The organism is Paraburkholderia sp. RL18-101-BIB-B (assembly GCF_046026985.1).
In the GTDB taxonomy this organism is placed as follows: Bacteria; Pseudomonadota; Gammaproteobacteria; order Burkholderiales; family Burkholderiaceae; genus Paraburkholderia.
Map to the genome: position 1 here is coordinate 586383 of NZ_JARESV010000002.1, position 20412 is coordinate 606794.

At 64.5% G+C, this 20412-nt stretch carries 19 protein-coding genes; 2 read left to right on the plus strand and 17 right to left on the minus strand.

Going from position 1 to position 20412, the window contains the following annotated elements:
- The 11 genes from astA to P0D73_RS05695 form a co-directional block, all read right to left on the minus strand.
- On the minus strand, positions 1-1032 hold the full coding sequence (gene astA / locus P0D73_RS05645) for an arginine N-succinyltransferase (protein WP_408280294.1): 1032 nt from the start codon (positions 1030-1032) through the stop codon (positions 1-3).
- Positions 1029-2087, minus strand: a complete 1059-nt coding sequence (aruF, locus tag P0D73_RS05650) for an arginine/ornithine succinyltransferase subunit alpha (RefSeq protein WP_408280292.1) — start codon at positions 2085-2087, stop codon at positions 1029-1031. The genes astA and aruF overlap by 4 nt, the downstream gene beginning before the upstream one ends.
- Positions 2088-2128: 41 nt before the next feature.
- Positions 2129-3364 carry an aspartate aminotransferase family protein gene (locus P0D73_RS05655; RefSeq protein ID WP_342960979.1) on the minus strand — a complete coding sequence of 412 codons (1236 nt, stop codon included), beginning with the start codon at positions 3362-3364 and terminating at the stop codon, positions 2129-2131.
- Positions 3365-3555: 191 nt separating this feature from the next.
- The gene (locus P0D73_RS05660) at positions 3556-4605 is read right to left on the minus strand and encodes a GlxA family transcriptional regulator (protein ID WP_132375048.1); all 1050 of its coding nucleotides are present in this window, start codon (positions 4603-4605) and stop codon (positions 3556-3558) included.
- A 37-nt stretch (positions 4606-4642) separates the two neighbouring features.
- On the minus strand, positions 4643-5434 hold the full coding sequence (locus P0D73_RS05665; protein WP_132375049.1) for an ABC transporter ATP-binding protein: 792 nt from the start codon (positions 5432-5434) through the stop codon (positions 4643-4645).
- An 81-nt stretch (positions 5435-5515) separates the two neighbouring features.
- Positions 5516-6229, minus strand: coding sequence for an ABC transporter permease (locus P0D73_RS05670; RefSeq protein WP_106285972.1), 714 nt, complete (start codon positions 6227-6229; stop codon positions 5516-5518).
- A gap of 4 nt (positions 6230-6233) precedes the next feature.
- Positions 6234-6923 carry an ABC transporter permease gene (locus tag P0D73_RS05675; protein ID WP_132375050.1) on the minus strand — a complete coding sequence of 230 codons (690 nt, stop codon included), beginning with the start codon at positions 6921-6923 and terminating at the stop codon, positions 6234-6236.
- Positions 6924-7192: 269 nt separating this feature from the next.
- Complete coding sequence (locus P0D73_RS05680) at positions 7193-8146, minus strand: patatin-like phospholipase family protein (RefSeq protein WP_132375051.1); 954 nt, start codon at positions 8144-8146, stop codon at positions 7193-7195.
- 28 nt (positions 8147-8174) lie between these two features.
- Entirely contained in the window at positions 8175-8726 is a 552-nt protein-coding gene (locus tag P0D73_RS05685; RefSeq protein ID WP_116116581.1) for a hypothetical protein, read from the minus strand.
- 546 nt (positions 8727-9272) lie between these two features.
- Positions 9273-10463 carry an acyl-CoA dehydrogenase family protein gene (locus P0D73_RS05690; RefSeq protein ID WP_408430213.1) on the minus strand — a complete coding sequence of 397 codons (1191 nt, stop codon included), beginning with the start codon at positions 10461-10463 and terminating at the stop codon, positions 9273-9275.
- A gap of 22 nt (positions 10464-10485) precedes the next feature.
- Positions 10486-11433, minus strand: coding sequence for an ABC transporter substrate-binding protein (locus tag P0D73_RS05695; RefSeq protein WP_408430215.1), 948 nt, complete (start codon positions 11431-11433; stop codon positions 10486-10488).
- A gap of 226 nt (positions 11434-11659) precedes the next feature.
- Between P0D73_RS05695 and P0D73_RS05700 the strand changes: the two genes are divergently transcribed.
- A complete protein-coding gene (locus P0D73_RS05700; protein WP_408318477.1) occupies positions 11660-12571 on the plus strand; it encodes a LysR family transcriptional regulator in 912 nt (303 codons plus the stop codon).
- A gap of 56 nt (positions 12572-12627) precedes the next feature.
- On the opposite strand, the gene P0D73_RS05705 is transcribed toward P0D73_RS05700, so the two are convergent.
- The 5 genes from P0D73_RS05705 to P0D73_RS05725 form a co-directional block, all read right to left on the minus strand.
- A complete protein-coding gene (locus P0D73_RS05705) occupies positions 12628-14229 on the minus strand; it encodes a rhodanese-related sulfurtransferase (protein ID WP_408430218.1) in 1602 nt (533 codons plus the stop codon).
- Positions 14226-14834: a cysteine dioxygenase family protein gene (locus tag P0D73_RS05710; protein WP_408430220.1), complete on the minus strand. Its 609-nt coding sequence runs from the start codon at positions 14832-14834 to the stop codon at positions 14226-14228. Before P0D73_RS05710 ends, P0D73_RS05705 begins: the two co-directional genes overlap by 4 nt.
- 33 nt (positions 14835-14867) lie before the next feature.
- A complete protein-coding gene (locus P0D73_RS05715) occupies positions 14868-15881 on the minus strand; it encodes an ABC transporter substrate-binding protein (RefSeq protein ID WP_408179301.1) in 1014 nt (337 codons plus the stop codon).
- Positions 15882-15942: 61 nt separating this feature from the next.
- Positions 15943-16767, minus strand: a complete 825-nt coding sequence (locus P0D73_RS05720) for a class II aldolase/adducin family protein (RefSeq protein ID WP_408179302.1) — start codon at positions 16765-16767, stop codon at positions 15943-15945.
- Positions 16768-16778: 11 nt separating this feature from the next.
- Positions 16779-17858 (minus strand): LLM class flavin-dependent oxidoreductase, encoded by a 1080-nt coding sequence (locus P0D73_RS05725; RefSeq protein ID WP_408430222.1) that lies wholly within the window; start codon positions 17856-17858, stop codon positions 16779-16781.
- Between the two features lie 307 nt (positions 17859-18165).
- Here P0D73_RS05725 and P0D73_RS05730 point away from each other — a divergent pair, with 307 nt between their 5' ends.
- A complete protein-coding gene (locus P0D73_RS05730; RefSeq protein WP_408280268.1) occupies positions 18166-19161 on the plus strand; it encodes an LLM class flavin-dependent oxidoreductase in 996 nt (331 codons plus the stop codon).
- A gap of 73 nt (positions 19162-19234) precedes the next feature.
- Here the strand turns inward: P0D73_RS05730 and P0D73_RS05735 are convergent, their stop codons facing one another.
- Positions 19235-20386 (minus strand): alpha/beta fold hydrolase, encoded by a 1152-nt coding sequence (locus tag P0D73_RS05735; RefSeq protein WP_408430224.1) that lies wholly within the window; start codon positions 20384-20386, stop codon positions 19235-19237.
- Positions 20387-20412: the final 26 nt, after the last annotated feature.

A 20412-nucleotide genomic window follows, 5' to 3' on the forward strand; every position in this document is an offset into this window, starting at 1 on the left:
TCATCCCTGTTTGTGTTTCTGCGGCAGCACGCGCACGAGGTCGCCCGCCTTGAGGTCGAGTGCCGCGGCTTCGAGCGCGCTCAGGCGGAATACGCCGTCCTGCGGCACGCCCGCCACGACGCCGACGCGAAAATCGCTCAACGACGTATTCGACACCATCGATTTCGGTCCATCCTGCGGCGCACTCGACACGCCGATCTCGACCGGCACCACCACGCTCTCGCGCACCGTGCGCAAGTCGGCGATATGGCATTCGAGCACCGGCCCCGCGTCGAAGATATCGACGTGGTTCTCGTAACGCAGCCCTTCCGATTCGAGCATGCGGCGCGCCGGAATCGTGTCGTTGTGCGTGAGGCCGACGCATTGCTGCGCCTCTTCCGGCAACAACTCGACATACACCGGATAGCGCGGCATCAGCTCGGCGAGAAACGCCTTGCGGCCGTGCGAACTCAGGTAGTCCGCCGCGTTGAAATCGATCTGGTAGAAATGCGAGCCGACCGCGCGCCAGAACGGCGAGGTGCCTTCGGCATCGAAATGGCCGCGCAATTCCGCGCACAGACGTTGCGGAAAGCGCTCGCGAAACTGCGCGAGAAACATGAAGCGCGAACGCGACAGCAGGCCGCCCACGCCGCTCGTGCGATAACGCGGGCTGAGGAACAGCGAGCACACTTCAGCATAACCCGTCAGGTCGTGCGAGATGTTCAGCGCGCGCATGCGCGTCCAGATGCCGAGGTCCTGGCTCGCGTGCACCACCGTGCTCACGCGATAGTTGTAGAACGGCTGCTGCAGGCCGACCGAGGTTTCGATTCCGCACACGCCGGCGACGTCGCCCGTGTCGGTGTCTTCCATCACGAAGAAGTAGCCGGCTTCATGCGGCTCGGCCTTGTCTTCCATCGTGCGGCGCGCGCGTTCCACGCGTGCCGCGAGTGCCTCACGGTCCGGCTTGAAGGTGGTGAGACCCGGGCCGGTTTCCTGCGCGAGCCGCATGAGCGCGTCCACATCGCCTCGTTGCACAACGCGAACGACGATCATCGTGCCTCTCCCGATTGTTCTTCCTGATGCGGCTGGTGCAGCGGCACGCAGCGCACCGTGTCGCCCTCTTCCACGCCGAGCGCGGCACGCGCCGCGTGCGGCAACGACGCGCCCGCTTCTTTACCTGCCGGCAATTCGCCGAGCACGCAGCGGAATTCGCCATCGGCGCCGTTATGCGCGATCAGATACGTCGAACCGTCAGCGGCCGCATGGTTCTCGTGCACCACACGCGATTCGTTGCGCGTGACGCAGGCGCTGCGATCCACTTGCGCGGTCAACACCGGACCCGCGTCGAATATGTCGATGTAGCGATCCGTCTCGAAGCCTTCCTCGAGATGAATGTCGTATGCGAGCAAAGCCTTCGAATCCGGCTCGCCGAGCACGCGCTGCGCCGCCTCGGGCAGCAACGGCACATACACGGGATACGTCGGCATCACTTCGGCGATGAACGTGCGGCTGCGGCCGCCCGATTCGATCTCGATGTCGGCGAAGTTGCGGCCGAAGAACTTGCGCCCCACCGCTTCCCAGAACGGCGACACGCCGTTCTCGTCGGTGACGCCGAGCAGCAGCGAAAACACCTCGGGCGTGAAGCGCTTGCGATTGGCGGCGATGTACATCATCCGCGCGCGCGACATCAGATGCGCGGCGGCGTCGCCACGCAGCGACGGATCGATGTAGTAGCCCGCGAGACGGCTCTTGCCGGTCAGCTCATGCGACATGGTCAGCGCGTGAATCTTGCGGTTCACGTGCAGTTCGCGCGACGCATGAATCAGCGCGTCGTTGCGAAACGCGTAGAACGGGTCCGAGTAACCGGCCGCGGCGACGATGCTCGCCGTGCCCATCAGCTTGCCGCTCAGCGCATCTTCGAGCACGAACAGATAGAACTCCTCGCCCGGGAAATCGACCTCCGCGCGAAACGAGTCTTCCGACAACGCGACGCGCGCTTCGAGCGCACGCCGGTCGTGCGGCAGGGAATGCAGCACCGGTTGCGCGGTGCGCGCCATGTGTTCGAGCGCGTCGAGATCGGCGAGGCGGCCTGGGCGTACGAAGAGCATCATCGTTCCTGTTGAATGTGACGCGTGATCAATGCCGTGTATCAATGCGACGCCGCTTCAGCCTTCGCGCCGACGATCGTTTCGATGGCCTTCGCGAGTCGCTCGAAGCCTTCATTCATGTCGTCGAGCGGCATGATCAGCGACGGCACAAAGCGCAGCACGTCAGGACCGGCCATCAACATGATCACGCCATGCTGGCCTGCCGCCGTGACGAAGTCTTTCGCGCGGCCCTTGAATGCGTCGGTCAATTCCGCACCGATCAGAAGACCCCGGCCGCGCACTTCCGTGAACAGGCCGAAGCGTTCGTTCAGCTTGGCGAGGTGGCCCTTCAACGCTTCACTGCGCGAACGCACGCCTTCGAGCAGTTTCGGATCGCTGACCAGTTCGACCACCTTTTCAGCGATCGCCGCGCCGAGCGGATTGCCGCCGTACGTCGTGCCATGCACGCCGACCTTGAAATGCGCGGCCAGTTCGTTGGTGGTCAGCATCGCGCCGATCGGGAAACCGTTGCCGAGCGCCTTGGCGGTGGTCAGGATGTCCGGCGTCACACCGGTTTCCTCGTACGCGTAGAAATAGCCGCTGCGGCCCACACCCGTTTGTACCTCGTCAAAAATCAGCAGTGCGCCGTGCTGATCGCAGGCTTCGCGCAGCGCCTTCAGGAACGCCGGATCCGCCGGGATCACGCCGCCTTCGCCCTGAATCGGCTCGACGATCACCGCGCAGGTTTGCGCGCCGATGGCTTTCTTCGCGGCTTCGATGTCGTTGTACGGCAAGTGGGTGATGCCGGCCGGCACCGGGCCGAAGCCTTCCGAATACTTCGGCTGGCCGCCGACGCTGACGGTGAAGAACGTGCGGCCATGGAACGACTGGGTGAACGAGATGATCTCGAATTTGTCCGCGCCGTGGCGGTCGAACGCGACGCGGCGTGCCAGCTTCAACGCGGCTTCGTTCGCTTCCGCGCCCGAGTTGGCGAAGAACGCGCGGTCGGCGAACGTCAGGTCTTCGAGGCGTTTGGCGAGGCGCAGCACCGGCTCGTTGGTGTAACCATTGCCGATGTGCCACAGCTTGCCGCCCTGCTCGTGCAGCACGTTCAGCAGTTCGGGATGCGCATGACCCAGAGCGGTGACGGCGATGCCGCCGGCGAAGTCGATATAGTCGCGGCCTTGCGTATCCCAGACGCGCGAGCCGAGACCGCGATCCGGCACGAAGGCGGCGGGCGAAAACACCGGCACCATGACTTCGTCGAAGGTCTGGCGTGTCACTGTCAGGTCGTTCATGGCAAATCCTCGTTACAGGTGAGAGGTAATACAGGTAGTGTAGGAAACCGCACGCGATCCGTCTTGCGCATACGCGACGCTTTCTATGAGGTTCCACGCGAACGGGACGGGTTTAGCGCCTGGCCAGCGCGTTTCTGTCCGCGATTCAGTCCGCGTTTCTGTCCGCGTTTCTGTCCGCGTCTCAGTCAGCTTCAATCCGCCTGATCCGGCGGTTCGATCAGCGCGCCCGGCCGCGGCTCGCTGGCCGCGGCGCCGCTCGCGCCGGTCTGCTTGTCGATCCAGTTCCGACGATCCTCGCGCGGTGTGACACCGAAGCGTTCGCGGTACGCATTCGAAAAGTGCGCCGCCGACGAAAAACCGCAAGCGAGACTAATCTGCACCACCGACTTGCTGGTGCGCTGCAATTGCGTGCGCGCTTTCGAAAGCCGCAGTCCCAGATAGTATTTGGACGGCATCGAGCCGAGATACTGGCGAAAGAGGCGCTCCAATTGCCGCCGCGATACGCCGACCAGACCCGCGATCTCGTCGGTGGTAAGCGGGTCTTCGATATTCGCTTCCATCAGCAGCAACGCGTCGTTCAGGCGCGGATGGCGTTCGCCCGGCGCGGTCACGAACGGAATGCGCTGACGTTCCTCACCCGCGCGCAGCACGCCGACGCCGAGCGTATCGGCAATCCGGTCCGCGAGTTCGGGACCGTGCTCGCGGCCGATCATCGCCAGCATGAAGTCGACGGTCGCCTGGCCGCCCGCACAGGTCGCGCGATCGCGGTCGATTTCGAAAATCTGTTGCGTGACGATGGAGCGCTCGAACTGCTCGGAGAACTGCTGATAGGTTTCCCAATTGACGCTCACGCGATAGCCGGACAACTGCCCTGCCATGGCGAGCCACCATACGCCGTGATGAATGCCGGTGACGAGCGGCGTGCGCTGACCGACGCGCGAGAGGCTGGCAAGAAAGAGGCGGTAATCGGCGAATTGCTGAAAGCGCTCGCTGACGATGATCAGCCAGTCGCACGAGATCGCATCGCCGAAGGCGGCGTCGGCCGGCCAGTGCGCGCCGCCCGCGAGCGGCACCGCGCGGCCGTCCCACGAACACACCTGCACGCGGTACAGCGCGCGGCCGTCGATTTCATTGGCGAGATTGAGCGCGTCGACAATCGGCCCGACGCCCGACATCGACACGGGCGGCAAGGCGACGATTGCGACCTGCGTGGTGCGAGCCGGGCTGGACGTGCGAGCCATCGCTGAGCGAGTCAAACGCTACGGCGTGAGCCGCGCGTTACTTCAGGCTGCCGGAGAGGAACTGCTTGAGCCGCTCGCTGCGCGGCGAGGTCAGGACTTCCGCGGGCAAGCCTTCTTCTTCGGTGCGGCCTTGATGCAGGAACATCACATGGTTCGACACGTTGCGCGCGAAACCCATTTCGTGCGTGACGACGATCATGGTGCGCCCTTCTTCGGCGAGCTTCTGCATGACCTTGAGCACTTCGCCGACCAGTTCGGGGTCGAGCGCGGAAGTCGGCTCGTCGAACAGCATTACGTCGGGGTTCATGGCCAGCGCGCGGGCAATCGCCACACGCTGCTGCTGACCGCCCGACAGATGCGACGGATACTGCTTTTCGAGGCGCGGCGCGAGACCGACCTTCTCGAGATATTCCCGCGCGCGGTCTTCGGCTTCCTTGCGCTTCAGACCCAGCACATGAATCGGCGCTTCGACGATGTTCTCGATCACATTCATGTGCGCCCACAAGTTGAAATGCTGGAACACCATGGCGAGCTTCGTGCGGATGCGCTGCAGCTGCTTGTGATCGGCGACTTCGAGATTGCCGGCACGGTCGGTTTTGGTCTTCACCGTCTCGCCGTCGACGACGATCTGCCCGGCGTTCGGCCGCTCGAGGAAATTGATGCAGCGCAAGAAGGTGCTCTTGCCCGACCCGCTCGCGCCGATGATGCTGATCACGTCGCCCTTATTCGCATTGAGCGACACGCCCTTGAGCACTTCGTTGTCGCCGTAGCGCTTGTGGATGTCCTGTACGGCGAGCTTGCAAGCTTCGGTTTGAGTCGTGTGGAGCAAGATGCTCTCCCTTTGAAAATACGGATCAATCTTCGTGACGACGCGAGGATAACGCGCCATCCACTGCAAACACGGCGCGCTTCAATGCGTGCGCACCGCCAGATAACCCAGCCAATGACGCTCGGCGCGGCGGAACAAAGCCACCAGCGCGAACGACACCACGAGGTAAATCAGCGCCGCGAGGCCGAACGCGTCGAACGACTGGTAAGTGGCCGAGTTCGCGTCGCGCGCCACCTTCAGGATGTCCGGCACCGTGGCCGTGAAGGCGACCGTGGTGGCGTGCAGCATCAGGATCACTTCGTTACTGTACAACGGCAAGGCCCGGCGCAGCGCGGACGGTATCACAATGCGCCGGTACATCGTGAACCAGCTCATGCCGTAGGCGCGGGCCGCTTCCACTTCGCCGTGCGAGGTCGAGCGGATCGCGCCGGCGAAAATCTCCGTGGTGTACGCGCAGGTGTTCAGTGCGAAGGCAAGAATCGCGCAGTGAAAACCGCTGCGGAAGAATGCGTCCAGCACTTGATGCGAGCGCACGAATTCGAGGCTGTACATGCCGGTATAGATCAGCAGCAGCTGCACGTACAGCGGCGTGCCGCGAAACACGTAAGTGTAAAGACGCACCGGCGTGGAGAGCCAGCGCTTCTTCGAAACGCGCGCCACCGCCAGCGGAATCGCCAGCACGAAGCCGATGCCGATCGACGCCACCAGCAGCCACAGCGTGACCGCGAGGCCGGACATGCGCTGGCCGTCCCAGTACAGGAACGCGCGCCAGAATTGATTGAGGATGTCGATCATGGTCTTAGAGCTCCGCGTGCCGCACGCCGATCGAATAGCGCTTTTCCAGCCAGATCAGCACGAGATTCGAAGCGGTGGTGATCGCCAGATAGATCAGCGCGGCGACCAGGATGAAGAAGAACATGTTGAAGGTGCTTTTACCGGCGTCCTGCGCGGCTTTGACCACGTCGGCGAGACCGATGATCGACACCAGCGCCGTCGCCTTCACCAGCACCTGCCAGTTGTTGCCGATGCCCGGCAGCGCGAAACGCATCATCTGCGGGAACAGGATGCGTGTGAACACCCGCGCGCCGCTCATGCCGTACGCACTGCCTGCTTCGAGCTGGCCGCGCGGCACCGCCAGAAAGGCGCCGCGAAAGGTCTCGGTGAAGTACGCGCCGTAGATGAAGCCAAGCGTCAGCACGCCGGCCACGAACGGATCGATATCGAATTGCGGGAGATTCAGCGCGTCGGTGAGATTGTTGACCGCGATCTGGATGCTGTAGAACAGCAGCAGCATCAGCACGAGGTCGGGCACCGAGCGGATCAGTGTCGTGTAGCCGGTCGCGATTGCCCGCAGCGGGCGGCTGAATGAGAGTTTCGCCGCCGCGCCCGCGAGGCCGAGCAGCACGGCGGCCGCCAGCGACAGGACGGACAGCTCGATTGTCTGGATCGTGCCGGCCAGCAACACCGGACCAAAGCCGTATAGGAACACGCGTGTCTCCATCCAGGTTGTTTGAGGATGTCTCGGACGGTATCGGCTTGTGTCTGCCCCACTCGTCCAGCATGGCGCGGAGTCTCGCAAGCGAAAATTAATTTCTCAAAGGCGTGCCGACGCTTTGTTGCGACGCAGCAAAGCGTGCTTTGGCGTGCCGTGCGTCTTGCAGGGCTTGGTCTTGCGGGGAATTGGGATTTGTAAGGCGGGGAACGCGCAGCGAGCGCCGCCGCGATTTAGCAAGTTTCGGGTCGCTTTTTCGATAGACGTCAGTCAATCCCCAACCTTGCCCGAATCGCGGGCAGCATATGTTCCACCGCTGCGCGCCCTTCCTCGATGGCCGGCGCCGCACGGTGAAAGTCGAAAATCCCCATGCCGCCCAAACGCGGCTGGATCAGGATATCCGCCGGCTCACCCGCGAGACGGCTGCGCGTAATCCGCACTTGCATGATGTCGATGCTTTGCGCGATCGAACTCAGCATGGACGGCACGCGCGCGCTCGGCGCGGGCGGCACGCGCACGTCGTCCGTGGCGCGCCCCTCCGCAGGCGCGAGCCAGCGCGGCCACGGCTTGCCGTTGCGGCGAAGTGCGAGCGGCGGCGGCGCGCTCGGATCGATGGCGGGTGTGTCGACCACCGCGCCGCCGAAATCGCGGCCGTTCAGAATATCGTTGTTCAGATCGACGGCGATCACGCAGTCCGCGCGCATGCCGCGCGCCACCGAAACGGGCACCGGGTTGCTCAAGCCGCCATCCACCAGCCAGACACCGTTGTGCCACACCGGCGTGAAAATGCCCGGAATCGCAATCGACGCGCGCACCGCGTCGACCACGCTGCCGTCCTGCAGCCAGCTTTCGCGGCCCGAATCGAGTTCGGTGGCGACCGCCGCGAACGGCATGTTCAGTTGCGCGATCGAACGGCCATTGAATTTGTCGGCGAACAGCTGGATCACCTTGCGCCCGCCGAGCAGCCCACCCGAGAGACGCAGATCGAGCAGGCGCACCACCGTCTGCCACGTGAGCCGCGCGACCCACTCCTCGAGCCAGTCGAGGTCGCCGTTCGCGTACACGGCGCCCACCAGCGCGCCGATCGACGTGCCGCAGACCACATCGGGCTTGATGCCCGCATCGTGCAGCGCGCGAATCGCGCCGATATGCGCCCAGCCGCGCGCGGCGCCGCCCCCTAACACCAGCCCGATCCGGCTGTATCGACGTCGACGAATCATCTTCTTCCCCGCTTCTCTCTTCTAACTTCTATCGTCCTCGAATCACATCCGAGCGCGATGTCGTGTACACCTTCTGATACTGATCGAAATGCACGTTGAAAATGCCTTCTTCGGTCACGCCGCCTTCACGCCACTTCCAGCTCCACACGGTTTCCGGCTTGAGCGGAAACACCGCGACCTGGCCGGGCTTGCCGAGCAGTCGGCGCACTTCGTCCTCGCTCATGCCCATGCGGATCTTCGCGAAGTTGGCAGCCGTCAGCACCTGGGTGATCGCCTGCAATTTGCCGTCACGATCGATGTCGACCATGTACGTATTCAGGCCTTGCGGGCCGCGCGGATATTCGAAGCGTTTGGAACCGTCGGTGAACGTGCGCTCGGTTTCCGGCTTGCCCATCTGGTCGCGGATCTGCGCTTCGGTCGTGACGCCCGGCGTCATGTCCTTGAGCAACAACGCATCCGGTTTGACGGCGTTGAAAAATTCCTTGAGTTTTTGCACGGCTCGGTCGCTCGATTGGTCGTCGCAACCGGTCAGCGCGACGCACGCGGCCAGCATGGCGACAGTCAGCAGTTTGAGGCTCACAGCGAGTTTTTCCTGTACGGACGCAGGCTGCGAAGCCCGCATCCCGTTGTGTAGTGTCTGCTACAGGATAACCGCGCACGGGCAAAACCGCGAGCGGACGCGGCACGGCGGTGTGCGCGGTCGTACACGATGGTGGCGGCAAGAGGCGGCGACGGCGGGAGGCAACGTGGCAAAGCAGACGGCAAAGCACGTTAAAAAACCGGCGCCACAAGCAAAAAGGCGACGCTGTGCAAAGCGTCGCCGGGTCGGTCGATACGGTCAACCGGAAAGTGAAAGCGGCCGACTGGCCGCCTGAAAACGAAGCACCGCGGACGACGCGCAGCGGTCTGGTCCCGGGCGAAGCGGTGAGCAACCTTGGCTGCTGACCTTGCGCCATCGCCGGAATGGCAAACCGCTGCTTGATTGGCCGCCCTGGTCCCTCGATAAGCCTTCCAAGTGCAGTTAATCTAAACGGATTGGCGGGTTTAGACGAGAGCGCGTTTACACCGAATTGGCAGATGATTTGCGTTGAGCGGCGAGGCCTTCAACGGCTTTCGACGAGGCATTTCAATCGCGCGAAATCGATGCAAAACCCACGCGTCCCGCCGCCTGCAGCACCGAGTCGTTTTGCGGCGTGTGAATCCGCGCGCACAGCACGTCGCGATAGTGACGCTCGAGCGGATTGTCAAGCGAAAGACCGGGGTTGCCGCTCGCTTCGATCGCCAGTTGCACGGCCTCGATCGCCTGGTTCGTCACCGTGTATTTGACGAGCGGCGCTTCGTCGAGCGTCACGTGTTCGGCACGCGCGCTCGCGTCGAGCAGCACGCGATTGCTGAACAGCAGCGCGTCGATGCGGCCGAGCGTCTGCTGGAAGGCCGGCAGGCTCGACAGCGGCGCGCCGAGATTGCCCGGCGTGCGGTCCACGGCCCATTGCGCGAACCAGTCGCGCGCGGCCCGCGCGACGCCGTCGTACACCGCCGACAACAGTACGCTCATCCACGCCACGCCGAGCGCATCGAGCCCGGCGCCCGGCGCGCCCGGCGGATGCACATCCACTGCCTGCGCGGCCGGCACGAACACGTTGTCGAACACCAGTTCGTGACTGCCGGTGGCGCGCATGCCGAGATGATTCCATTCGTTGCCTACTCGCACGCCGGGCGTGTCGCGGTGCACCAGCCACACGCCGACGCGCGGCGGCGTCTCGTCGCTGCGCGCCCACACCGCGAGCCAGGTGAGACCGGGACTGCCGGTCGAATACAGTTTGCTGCCGTCGATCACCCAGCCGTCCGCGCGGCGCTTCGCGATCGTCGACGGCAAGCCGCCGCGCGCGGGCGTGCCGAGTTCGGGTTCGACACGCAGCGAGTTGATCAACGCGCCCTCACGCACCGCATCGCGCGCCACGCGTTCGCGCAGTTCGACCGGCCAGTGCGGATTGCCCTGCAAGCGATGATGAAACAAATACTGCATCACCAGCACCAGCGCCGTGGACGGCTCGCCGCGCGCCACCGCGCGCACCACCTTCAAGGCCTGCGGCAGGCTCGCGCCCGCGCCGCCGAGCGCTGCGGGCACCGTCAGCGAAAGCAGATCGAACTCGTGCAGGCGCGCGAGATTCGCATGCGGGAATTCAGCCGTGCGGTCATGGTGCGCAGCGCGCGCGGCGAACTCATTCGTGAGTTGCGCCAGCAATGCGTCGAATGCATCGCTTTCGAACAGTGGATGACGCCGTGTCACGACGCTGTCGGCAATCGGGGCATTCATGCGCAGAGTCCGGCTGGCCGCGTCAAGGCAAAGGGAAGCTGCGATCGAAGCTCGGGCGCACGTCCAGATGCGCGCGGATCACATTGGCGGCTTCGTAGGTGTCCGCCGTGCGTTGCTGTGCGGCCACGACGCTGTCGTCGATCGCTACCGGATGCACCTGGCCGCGCTGATAGACGGTCTTCAGCACATCGGTCGGCAGGCCCGTGACACGCGACTGCATCGCCGCGACTTCGTCGGGATGCGAGAGCGCCCAGCGCTGGCCGATTGCCACGCGCCGCAGGAAGTCGGCGAGTTGCGCGCGTTTGTCGGTGATCGCGCGTTCAGTGGCGACCTGATAGCTCAGCCCTTCCGACAGACCGACGCCGTTGGCGATGATGCGGTCGTGATCGCGCGCTTCTCCGAGCGCCGTGTACGGGTCCCACACCGACCATGCATCGACACTGCCCGAGGCGAGCGCCGCTTTCGCATCGGCGGGCGCGAGGAATACGAAGGTGACGTCGGTGAGCGGCACGTTGGCCTTTTTCAATGCGGCCAACGCGAGGTAGTGGCCGATCGAGCCGCGCGTCGTGGCAATGCGCTTGCCCTTCAGACTCGCCGCGTCGTTGAGCGGCGACTGTGCGCCGACCACGATCGCCAGATCCAGCGGATTCGAGCGCGTCGCCGCGACCGCCCTCACTCGTGCGCCGGCGGCCAGCGCGAAGACGAGCGGCGCGTCACCGAGACCGCCGACGTCGACCGCACCCGCATTCAATGCTTCACCAAGCGGCTGCGCTGCCGGGAAGTTGAACCATTCGATCTTGTACGGCAGGTCTTTCAACTGGCCGGACGCTTCGAGAATGCCGCGCGTTTGCAAGGCTTGATCGCCGACCTTGAGCACCGGCAGATCGGCGGCATACGATGGCGCGGCGCACAGCAACGCTGACGCAGCAAGCGCGGCAACGCCGGGCGTTACAGACCACGCACGTCGCACAACAGATCGGATTGCGAAAGAAAAACGGGAAGTCGTCATGGGCAGCGCGTGTGTCGTGGCAACGAGTTGATTTGCCATCGACGATAAGGCAGGCCTTTGTATAAGACAAACGCATTATTCTGCTAAGCAAATATGCGAAATTTTCTTACGCGGCCGATGCGGGTACGCGCCGACGCGGGTATCATCGAGCGCATTCTTTTGCGCCTCTATCCGCTCACCGCTCATCATGAAGATCGACGAAATCGACGCCTACGTCACCGTGATTCGCTGTCAATCGCTGCAGCAGGCAGCGCTCTCGCTCGGCCTCACGCAACCGGCGATCACGCGCCGCTTGCAGAATTTCGAGGAAGCGCTCGGCGTCGAACTGCTCGACCGCAATACGCGTCCGCTGAAGGCGACGGCCACGGGACGCATCGTCTACGAACAATGTCGCGTGATCCAGCGTGAACTCGACGTGCTGCGCGAGATCGTCGCCACCGACACGCCGCCAGTCGGCACGCTGCGTCTCGGCGTCGCGCAGACGATTGCGGATATCGCGCTGACCGAGGCGATGCGCGTTCTGAAGACGGACTATCCCGACTTGCAGGCGCGCGCGTCGACCGGTTGGGGCAGTCAACTGCTGCAACGCGTCGAACAGGGCGAACTCGACGCGGCGGCGATCCTGCTGCCCAGCAACAAGACCTTCGACGACGCGCTGTCGGCCCGCTCGCTAGGTCGCATCAAACTGGCGGTGGTCGCGCAGAAAGGGCTGCTGAAAAAGCGAGCGCATACGCTGGCGGAATGCCAGTCGATCGGTTGGGTGTTGAACCCGGACGGCTGCGGTTTCCGCGACGGCCTGCAACGCGCGCTCACCGGGCTCGGGCTCGCCCTCAAGCTGAACCTGGAAACGCTCGGCAACGAATTGCAATTGCAGCTCGTCGCGGACGGCAACGGTCTGGGTCTCGTGCCGCTGCCGTTACTGCAGATGAGCGCCCACGCAGACACGCTCGATATCATTCCGATCAGCGACTTCAAGCCGCTGATCGACATCTGGCTCGTGCAGCCGCGCGTGCTCGGCAAACTGCAACAGCCTGTCGAACGTTTCGGCGCGGCTGTCGAGCGGCAGTTCAAGGAAGCGCGCACGCAGCGCGCGGCCTGAGCCGCGCCGCCCGCGCTCACTTCGCCTGTTTCGACGGTTTCGTCGCAGCAAACCGCTCAGATCACGCGAAACCCATGCGTACCGTCGCGCCCGAGTTGCGCGACAAGCCCATACTCCCATTCCAGATACGCGTTCATCGCTTCGCGCGCGTTATCGGTGCCCTCATAAGGCCGCCGGTAACGATCGATGCGCGCCGACGCCATGCGCGTCTCGCCGCTCTCGAGCGGCAAGCCCGCTTCGATCCACGCCGTCGTGCCGCCGCTCAGCACCTGCACCGGCTTGCCGGTCAATGCCGCGACGTCGGGAGCGGCGAAGCGCGCGAGCTCGCCGCTGCCACAGGTCACGACGAAACGCTGCGCATCCGGCAGCTTGTGCAGTGCTTTCTCGAGTTCGCCGCGAATCACGAACCACGCGCCGGGAATATGCCGCTTCACGTAATTCGCGCTGCTGGTGAAATCGAGCACGGCGGTGCCTCGCGATTGCAGCAGCGTGACCAGTCCGGCCGGTGTGATCTCGTCGGCGTCGGGCGCCGTGGGCGCATGGCGAACCGCGGGCGCCGCGCCCTTCTCGCCGAAGTCCGCCGCCATCAAACCATCGACGACATACACCTCGATATTCATCTGCGCGAGCCATGACGCGGTCATGTTCGCGCGCACACCGTCGTTATCCGCGAGGATCACGCGCGCGCCACGTACCGGCGCGAACATATCGGTTTCCTGCACGAGCTGGCCGCCCGGCGCGCTGCGAAAACCGGGCACGTGGCCCGCTTCGTATTCTTCCGGCGTGCGCACGTCGAAGCGATACACGGTGCGCACCGCTTCGCCGGCCCAGCGGCGCGCTTCGTCGCGTGAAGTGCGGCCCACCTTCGCGCGATCCGCCACCGTGCGCGCCGAATCGGCGGCGGCCAGACGTAGCTGATCGTCGACAATCGGCTCGAACCTGCGCGAACTGCCGTGTGCGAGCGCCTGGCCAGCCAGCGTCCAGCCGATGGTGCCATTGCGCAGCGCCGCGACCGGGTTCGGCACACCCGCATTGATCAGCGACTGCGCACCGATAATGCTGCGCGTGCGCCCCGCGCAATTGACGATGATCCGCGTCGCCGGATTCGGCGCAAGCTGGCGCGCGCGCAGCACCAGCTCCGCGCCCGGCACGCTGATGCTGCCGGGAATATTCATGGTGTGATATTCGTCGAAACGGCGTGCGTCGAGCACCACCGCGTCGGCTTCGTGATCGAGCAGCGCCTGCACTTGCGGCGCGGTCAGCGACGGCGTATGACGCACGCTTTCCACCAGTTCGCCGAACGCCTTGCTCGGCACGTTGACGTCCTGGAACAGCTCGCCGCCGGCCGCGCGCCAACCTTGCAAACCGCCTTCAAGCAGAGCGACGTCGGTATAGCCCAGCTCGCCTAGACGGCGCGCGGCACGTTCGGCGAGTCCTTCGCCGGAATCGAACAGCACGATGGGCACCGCCTGGCGCGGCAAGCGCACCGGCGCGTCGAGTTCGAGCCGCGACAGCGGCAGATTGGCGGCAAACAGCGGATGACTGCGGGCGTGCGGATCTTCCTCGCGCACGTCGACGAGCGCGATTTCCTCGCGTTCGAGCAGTGCGCGGCGCACGTCTTCGAATGATCGGGTACGAAATGCCTGAACGAAACTCATGAGATCGGGGACTCCTTCGCAACATTCCAGATATTCGGCAACACGTCGTTCGCGTAGCCGGAGACAAAGGGCTTGCGTGCGGCGCCGTCCGGATAGACGGACCGTTTTACCGCGCCGATATTTGCACCGTACACGTGAATGCTGATCGACGTACGGTCACCAAAAGCATTACTCACACGATGAATATCGCCGATGCGCGGCGACACTGCATCCACGGCGCCGGCGTCGAGTCGTTTTGCCGCGCCGTTTTCCTGTAGCGCGCCGTCGGCGGCGATACGGTAACCCTGCGCAATTTCCGCGCCACGCAGCACACCGATCAAACCCCAGACGGTGTGATCGTGCACCGGCGTCGCCTGCCCCGGTCCCCACACAAAACTGACGATTGAAAAACGCTGCCGCGCGTCCACGTACAACAGGTACTGCTGATACCGCTCGGGATCGGGTTGCGCGAAGGCGTCGGGCAGCCAGTCGTCGTGGGCGATCAGTTCGCGCAGCGCGGCGCCGCCGGTTTCCAGCAGATGCGCTTCGGGCGCCGCTTCGTCGACGAGCGACGCAATCCGGCCGGCGAACGCGCGCAGGCGGTCCGACCTCAGGGCTTGAGACATCGAGTATTCAGAAGGTAGGTTCGAATGGCGCGCTCACGCACCTTTGGCGAGCGCGGTGTTGAAGGTGTCGGTCCACAGCGGTGCGACATCGACACGCCGCTCGATTACGGCGGCACGCGCGAAGGTATCGGCCACCTGCTGCTCGCTCGCAATATCCGCCCCCGTGATGCCGGTGACGCGGCGCGCCTGGCTCTGGTTGCGATAGAGCGAGAGGATCGCCTCCTCCGGCACGCGCAACTCGGCGGACAACACCTTCGCGTACGCGTCCTGATGTTGCGCGAACCACGTGCACGCGCGTTGCAAGCGCACCAGCAGATCCGCGGACGCGGCGCGCCGCAGCGGATCGGCAAGCGTCGCCGGATGCCCGTAGTACAGGTAATTGCCGGACAGATAGCCGTTGGCGTTTTTCAGCACGCGCGCGCCGGCCTGCGAGATCGCGAGCGGCACGTTGTAGCCATAGATCGCCCAGGCATCGAGCGAGCCGGCGTTGAAAGCGGCGAAGCCGTCGCGCGGCGCGAGCGAGGTCGCCTGAATGTCATTGAACGAGAGTCCCGCTTCCTCGAGCATGCGCAGCAAGTAGTAATGCGTGGTGGTCGCGCGCAGATAGCCGACGCGCTTGCCCTTGAGATCGGCGATCGAGCGGATCGTCGAGCCTTTGGGCACCAGCACGACCTGGTTGTTGACATCGTCCTTATAGACGGCGATCACGCGGATCTGCGCGTTCTGCAGGCGCGCGAAGATCGGTGGAATCTCGCTGCCCGAGGCGATGTCGAGCGAGCCGCCATTCATCGCTTCGACCATCGCGTTGCCCGATTGAAATTCGGACCAGTCGATCGTGTAAGGCGTATCGGTCAGGCCCGCGGTTTTCAGCAGCGTGGCGTCGCCGCCTTTGTAAGTGGCGACGCGCAGGCGGACTTTGCTCAGGTCCAGACGCGGCCCGGTTGCGGTGTTGGGCGTGGGCGTGGCAGCAACGGCGGAGCGGGCGATCAAACCGCTGCCCGCTCCGAGCCATGCCGCAGCCGGCAACGCGGCTGACAGCGCAGCCATGAGCCGGCGACGCCGGTGCGAAACCGGCGAATTCGTACGTTGAGTCATCGTGTGGGAGCGTTCAGGTGAGGACGTCGGGCTCGGCTTCGACCAGCCCTTCCAGCAGGCTCTGGAACGCGAACAGCGCGCCGCCCGCGCGGCCGACCTGTTCATGCGTGAGCGTGGCGATGTCGTGCGGAATCGCTTGCGGCGTGCCGGCGGCTTCAGCGAGCAGTTGCGCGTGGCACGCGTTGTCGAGCGCGATGTACCACCACGCCGCCGCTTCCACGCTCGGGCCGGCCGTGAGAATGCCGTGATTCTTCAGGATCACCGCTTTGCGCTCGCCGAGCGCCGCGGCAATCCGCGCGCCTTCATCGGTATCGAGCACGACGCCGCGAAAATCGTCGAACAACGCGTGATCCTGATAGAAGGCGCACGAGTCTTGAGTCAGCGGATCGAGCGTACGGCCGAGCGTCGACCATGCCTTGCCGTACAGCGAATGCGTGTGGGCCGCCGCGACCACGTCGGGACGCGCTTCGTGAATCGCCGCGTGAATCGCGAACGCCGCCTGATTGACCGGTCCCTCGCCGACCACGATCTCGCCCTCGGCATTCACCAGCAGCAGATCGGACACGCGGATGCGGCTGAAATGCTTGCCGAACGGATTCACCCAGAAGTGATCGGGCCATTCCGGATCGCGCGCGGTGATGTGGCCCGCGAGCCCCTGATCGAAACCGTAGCGCGCGAAGAGACGAAACGCCACCGCGAGCCGCTCCTGCCGATAGCGGCGTTCAGCGGCGACGCTCTCGCGCGGCGGTACATCGTCGAACCAGAATTTGCGTTGCGGCGCGTGACGCTGGATTGCCGGTAGTTCCTTGGCGAACGTGGTGAGAGACAGATCGGTCATGGCGCCTCCGTTCACGCCGCCACGCGCTCGACGCGCGCGATACGTTCGCGAGTGGCGGGAATCAGTTCACGGCCGTAGTCGATGGCGTCTTCCAGCGGATCGAAGCCGCGCACGAGGAACGTCGAGACGCCAAGTGCGTGATATTCGGCGAGCGTATCGGCCACTTGCTCAGGCGTGCCGACGAGCGCAGTCGAATTCGAGCGTCCGCCGATTTCTTTCGCGATACCGGTCCACAACCGCTCGTCCACGCGATCCGAATCGCCCGATGCCGCGAGCAGCCGCCGTGCGCCTTCGCTTTGCGCGGGTCCGCCCACGCCGATCCCTTGCGCCGCGCGCAGCCGCTTCGTTTCTTCGAGGATATGTTCCGCTCGCTCCCAAGCGGCCGCTTCCGTAGCGGCGAGAATCGGCCGGAACGACACCGAGAAGCGCACGGTGCGGCCGTGCTTCGCGGCTTCCGCGCGCACGCGGGCGACCTGCTCGCGCACTTGCGCCTTCGACTCGCCCCACAGCGCGTAGACGCCCGCGTGACGGCCGGCGATTTCGAGCGCGGGCGCCGACGCGCCGCCGAAGTACACCGGAATATGCGGCTGCTGCACCGGCTTTACTTCAGAGAAGCCCTGTTCGAAGCGGTAATACTGGCCGTTGTGATCGAAGGGTTTGGCCTCGGTCCAGATGCGCCGCAGGATGTGCAGGTACTCGTCCGTGCGGGCGTAGCGTTCGTCGTGCGAGAGGAAGTCGCCGTCGCGGCGCTGATCGGTGTCGTCGCCGCCCGAGATGATGTGGACCGCGAGGCGGCCGCCCGAATAGTGATCGAGCGTCGCCAGTTGACGCGCGGCGAGCGTCGGCGCGACAAAACCCGGCCGATGCGCGAGCATGAAGTGCACCTTGCTGGTCACGCTCGCCGCGTGCGCGATCGTCAACAGCGCATCGGGGCTAGTGGAATGATGCGGCACGAGGATGCGGTCGAAGCCCGCGGCTTCATGCGCGCGGGCAAACTGTTCGACGTAATCGATGTCGATGACGGGACCTTGCGCCGCGTGGGTTTCGGACACCTTGCGGGTCTGGATCATGCCGATGAATTCGATGGACACGTGCGTGTCTCCCTGAATGGTTTCTGCCCGGCGGGGCGGTGACGTGACTGGCTGGATGCATGGCTTTCGTGCGAGGGGTTAAGGTAGCAGCGCGACATGCGCTTGTTAAATATTGATCGGCCATATCTATATCGGATTTGCATGTAACGCTCGGACCCTCTAGCGACGCGTTCTGCCTTTCCAACGCCGCGCGCGAGCAAACCCCCTTTCACGAACGTGGGCATCGCGGCACCGTCAGCAGAAAAGCACAACCTTTGCGAGAATGCCCCATCGCGCGAAAGCGCCGGAAACAACAAGTGAACAGACAATGATCCCCTTCTCGGTCCTCGACCTCTCGCCGGTCACCGCGGGCGCCACGCCGGCAGACGCGTTCAGGAATACGCTCGACCTCGCCCAGCACGCGGAAAACTGGAATTACCGCCGCTTCTGGCTCGCGGAACATCACAACATGACGGGCATCGCCAGCGCGGCGACCTCGGTGGTGATCGGCTACGTCGCGGGCGGCACGAAAACGATCCGCGTCGGCTCGGGCGGCATCATGCTGCCGAACCATGCGCCGCTCGTTATCGCCGAACAGTTCGGCACGCTCGCCTCGCTGTATCCCGACCGCATCGACCTGGGCCTCGGCCGCGCGCCCGGCACCGATCAGAGCACTGCCCGCGCGCTGCGCCGCGATCTGCAAAATAGCGCGGAGTCGTTTCCCGACGACGTCGTCGAATTGCAGCGTTATTTCGCCGACCCCGTGCCGGGCCAGCGCATTCGCGCGGTGCCGGGCGCGGGGCTGAACGTGCCGCTGTGGCTGCTCGGCTCGTCGCTTTTCAGCGCGCAACTCGCGGCGGCGCTCGGTCTGCCGTTCGCCTTTGCTTCGCATTTCGCGCCGGATTACATGCTCACGGCGTTGCAGGTGTATCGCTCGCAATTCCGTCCGTCGGCTGCGCTCGACAAACCGTATGCGATGGTCGGCGTCAATCTGTTCGCCGCCGATACGAACGAAGAAGCGCAGCGTCTTTTCACCTCGCTGCAGCAGCAGTTCATCAACCTGCGACGCGGCACGCCGGGTCAGTTGCAGCCGCCGGTCGAACGGCTCGATGCGTCGGAGATGGAATTGAATGGCGTGGCGCACTCGCTTGCCTGCACGGTGCTGGGCGATCGTGAGACGGTGCGCGAAGGCTTGAAGTCGGTCATCGAACAAACCGGTGCCGACGAGTTGATGCTCACCGCACAGATCTACGATCACAAGGCACGGCTGCGCTCGTTCGAGATCGGCGCGCAAGTGCGTGAGGAGTTGGCGGGCGGCAAGTAAGACAGGTAATTACGTCAACGAATGTAGAAAGGGCAGCGCGCGGCTGCCCTTTTTTCGATCTGCGAGTCCTGACTCACCGGTTCGCCGGCACCGCCGCGAGACCGTCCAGCAACGCCTTATGAAACGCCTGCGGATCCTGCATCTGCGGCGCATGCCCCAGATCGGCGAATTCGACGAGCGTCGCATGCGGGATCGCCTTCGCGGCGGCCTTGCCGAGTTCCGGGTATTGGCCGATTTTCGCGCGCACTTCGGCAGGCGCGGCGTCCTTGCCGATCGCCGTGGTGTCTTTCTGGCCGATCAGCAACAGCGTCGGCACGCTCACTTGCCCCAGTTCATACACCACCGGCTGCGTGTAGATCATGTCGTCCAGTAACGCGGAATTCCACGCGACGATCTGTTTGCCCGGACCGCGATACATACCCGCCAGCATCTGCACCCACGGTTCGTAGTTGGCGCGCCACTGCCCCGCGTAATAGTTGGTCTGCTCGTAGCGGCGAATGCCCTCGGCGGTCGTCTTCAGCTCACGCTCGTACCACTGGTCCACGGACAGCGAGGGCACGCCCTTCGCCTTCCAGTCCTCCAGACCGATCGGGTTGACCAGCACCAGTTGCTGCGTCTCGCGCGGATACATCAGCGCGTAGCGAATCGCCAGCATGCCGCCGGTGGAATGGCCGATCATGGTCGCATTGGTCACGCCGAGCGATTCCAGCAACGCATGCGTATTGCGCGCGAGCTGTTGAAAACTGTACTGATAGTGCTCGGGCTTGCTCGACTTGCAAAAGCCGATCTGGTCCGGCGCGATCACGCGATAACCGGCGTCGGTCAGCCGATGAATGGTCGCGTCCCACGTCGCCGCACAGAAGTTCTTGCCGTGCAGCAGCACCGCTGTGCGGCCGTTCGCCTTCGCCGGCTTGATATCCATGTACGCCATATGCAGCGCCACCCCTTGCGAGGTGAAGTCGTACTGGTCGACCGGCGCCGGATAATTGAAACCCTGCAACTCGGGACCGTAAGCCGTACCGGTATCGCCGGCGGCGCTAGTGGCGGCGGAAACGGCCTGGCTGGCCGGACTAGCCACGCTCGCCTCGCTCCGCGCGGCGGCACTCGCGGGCACGGCGGCGGTCGCGGGTGTGGCGGCGGAAGCCGCTAAAACGGCGGACGCGGAGGTGGCGGCTAGCGCGCAAACGCTCAACGTGGCGAGCAAGGACAGGTGGCGAAAACTCATCGAAGTTTTTTCTAAAGGGGAAACAC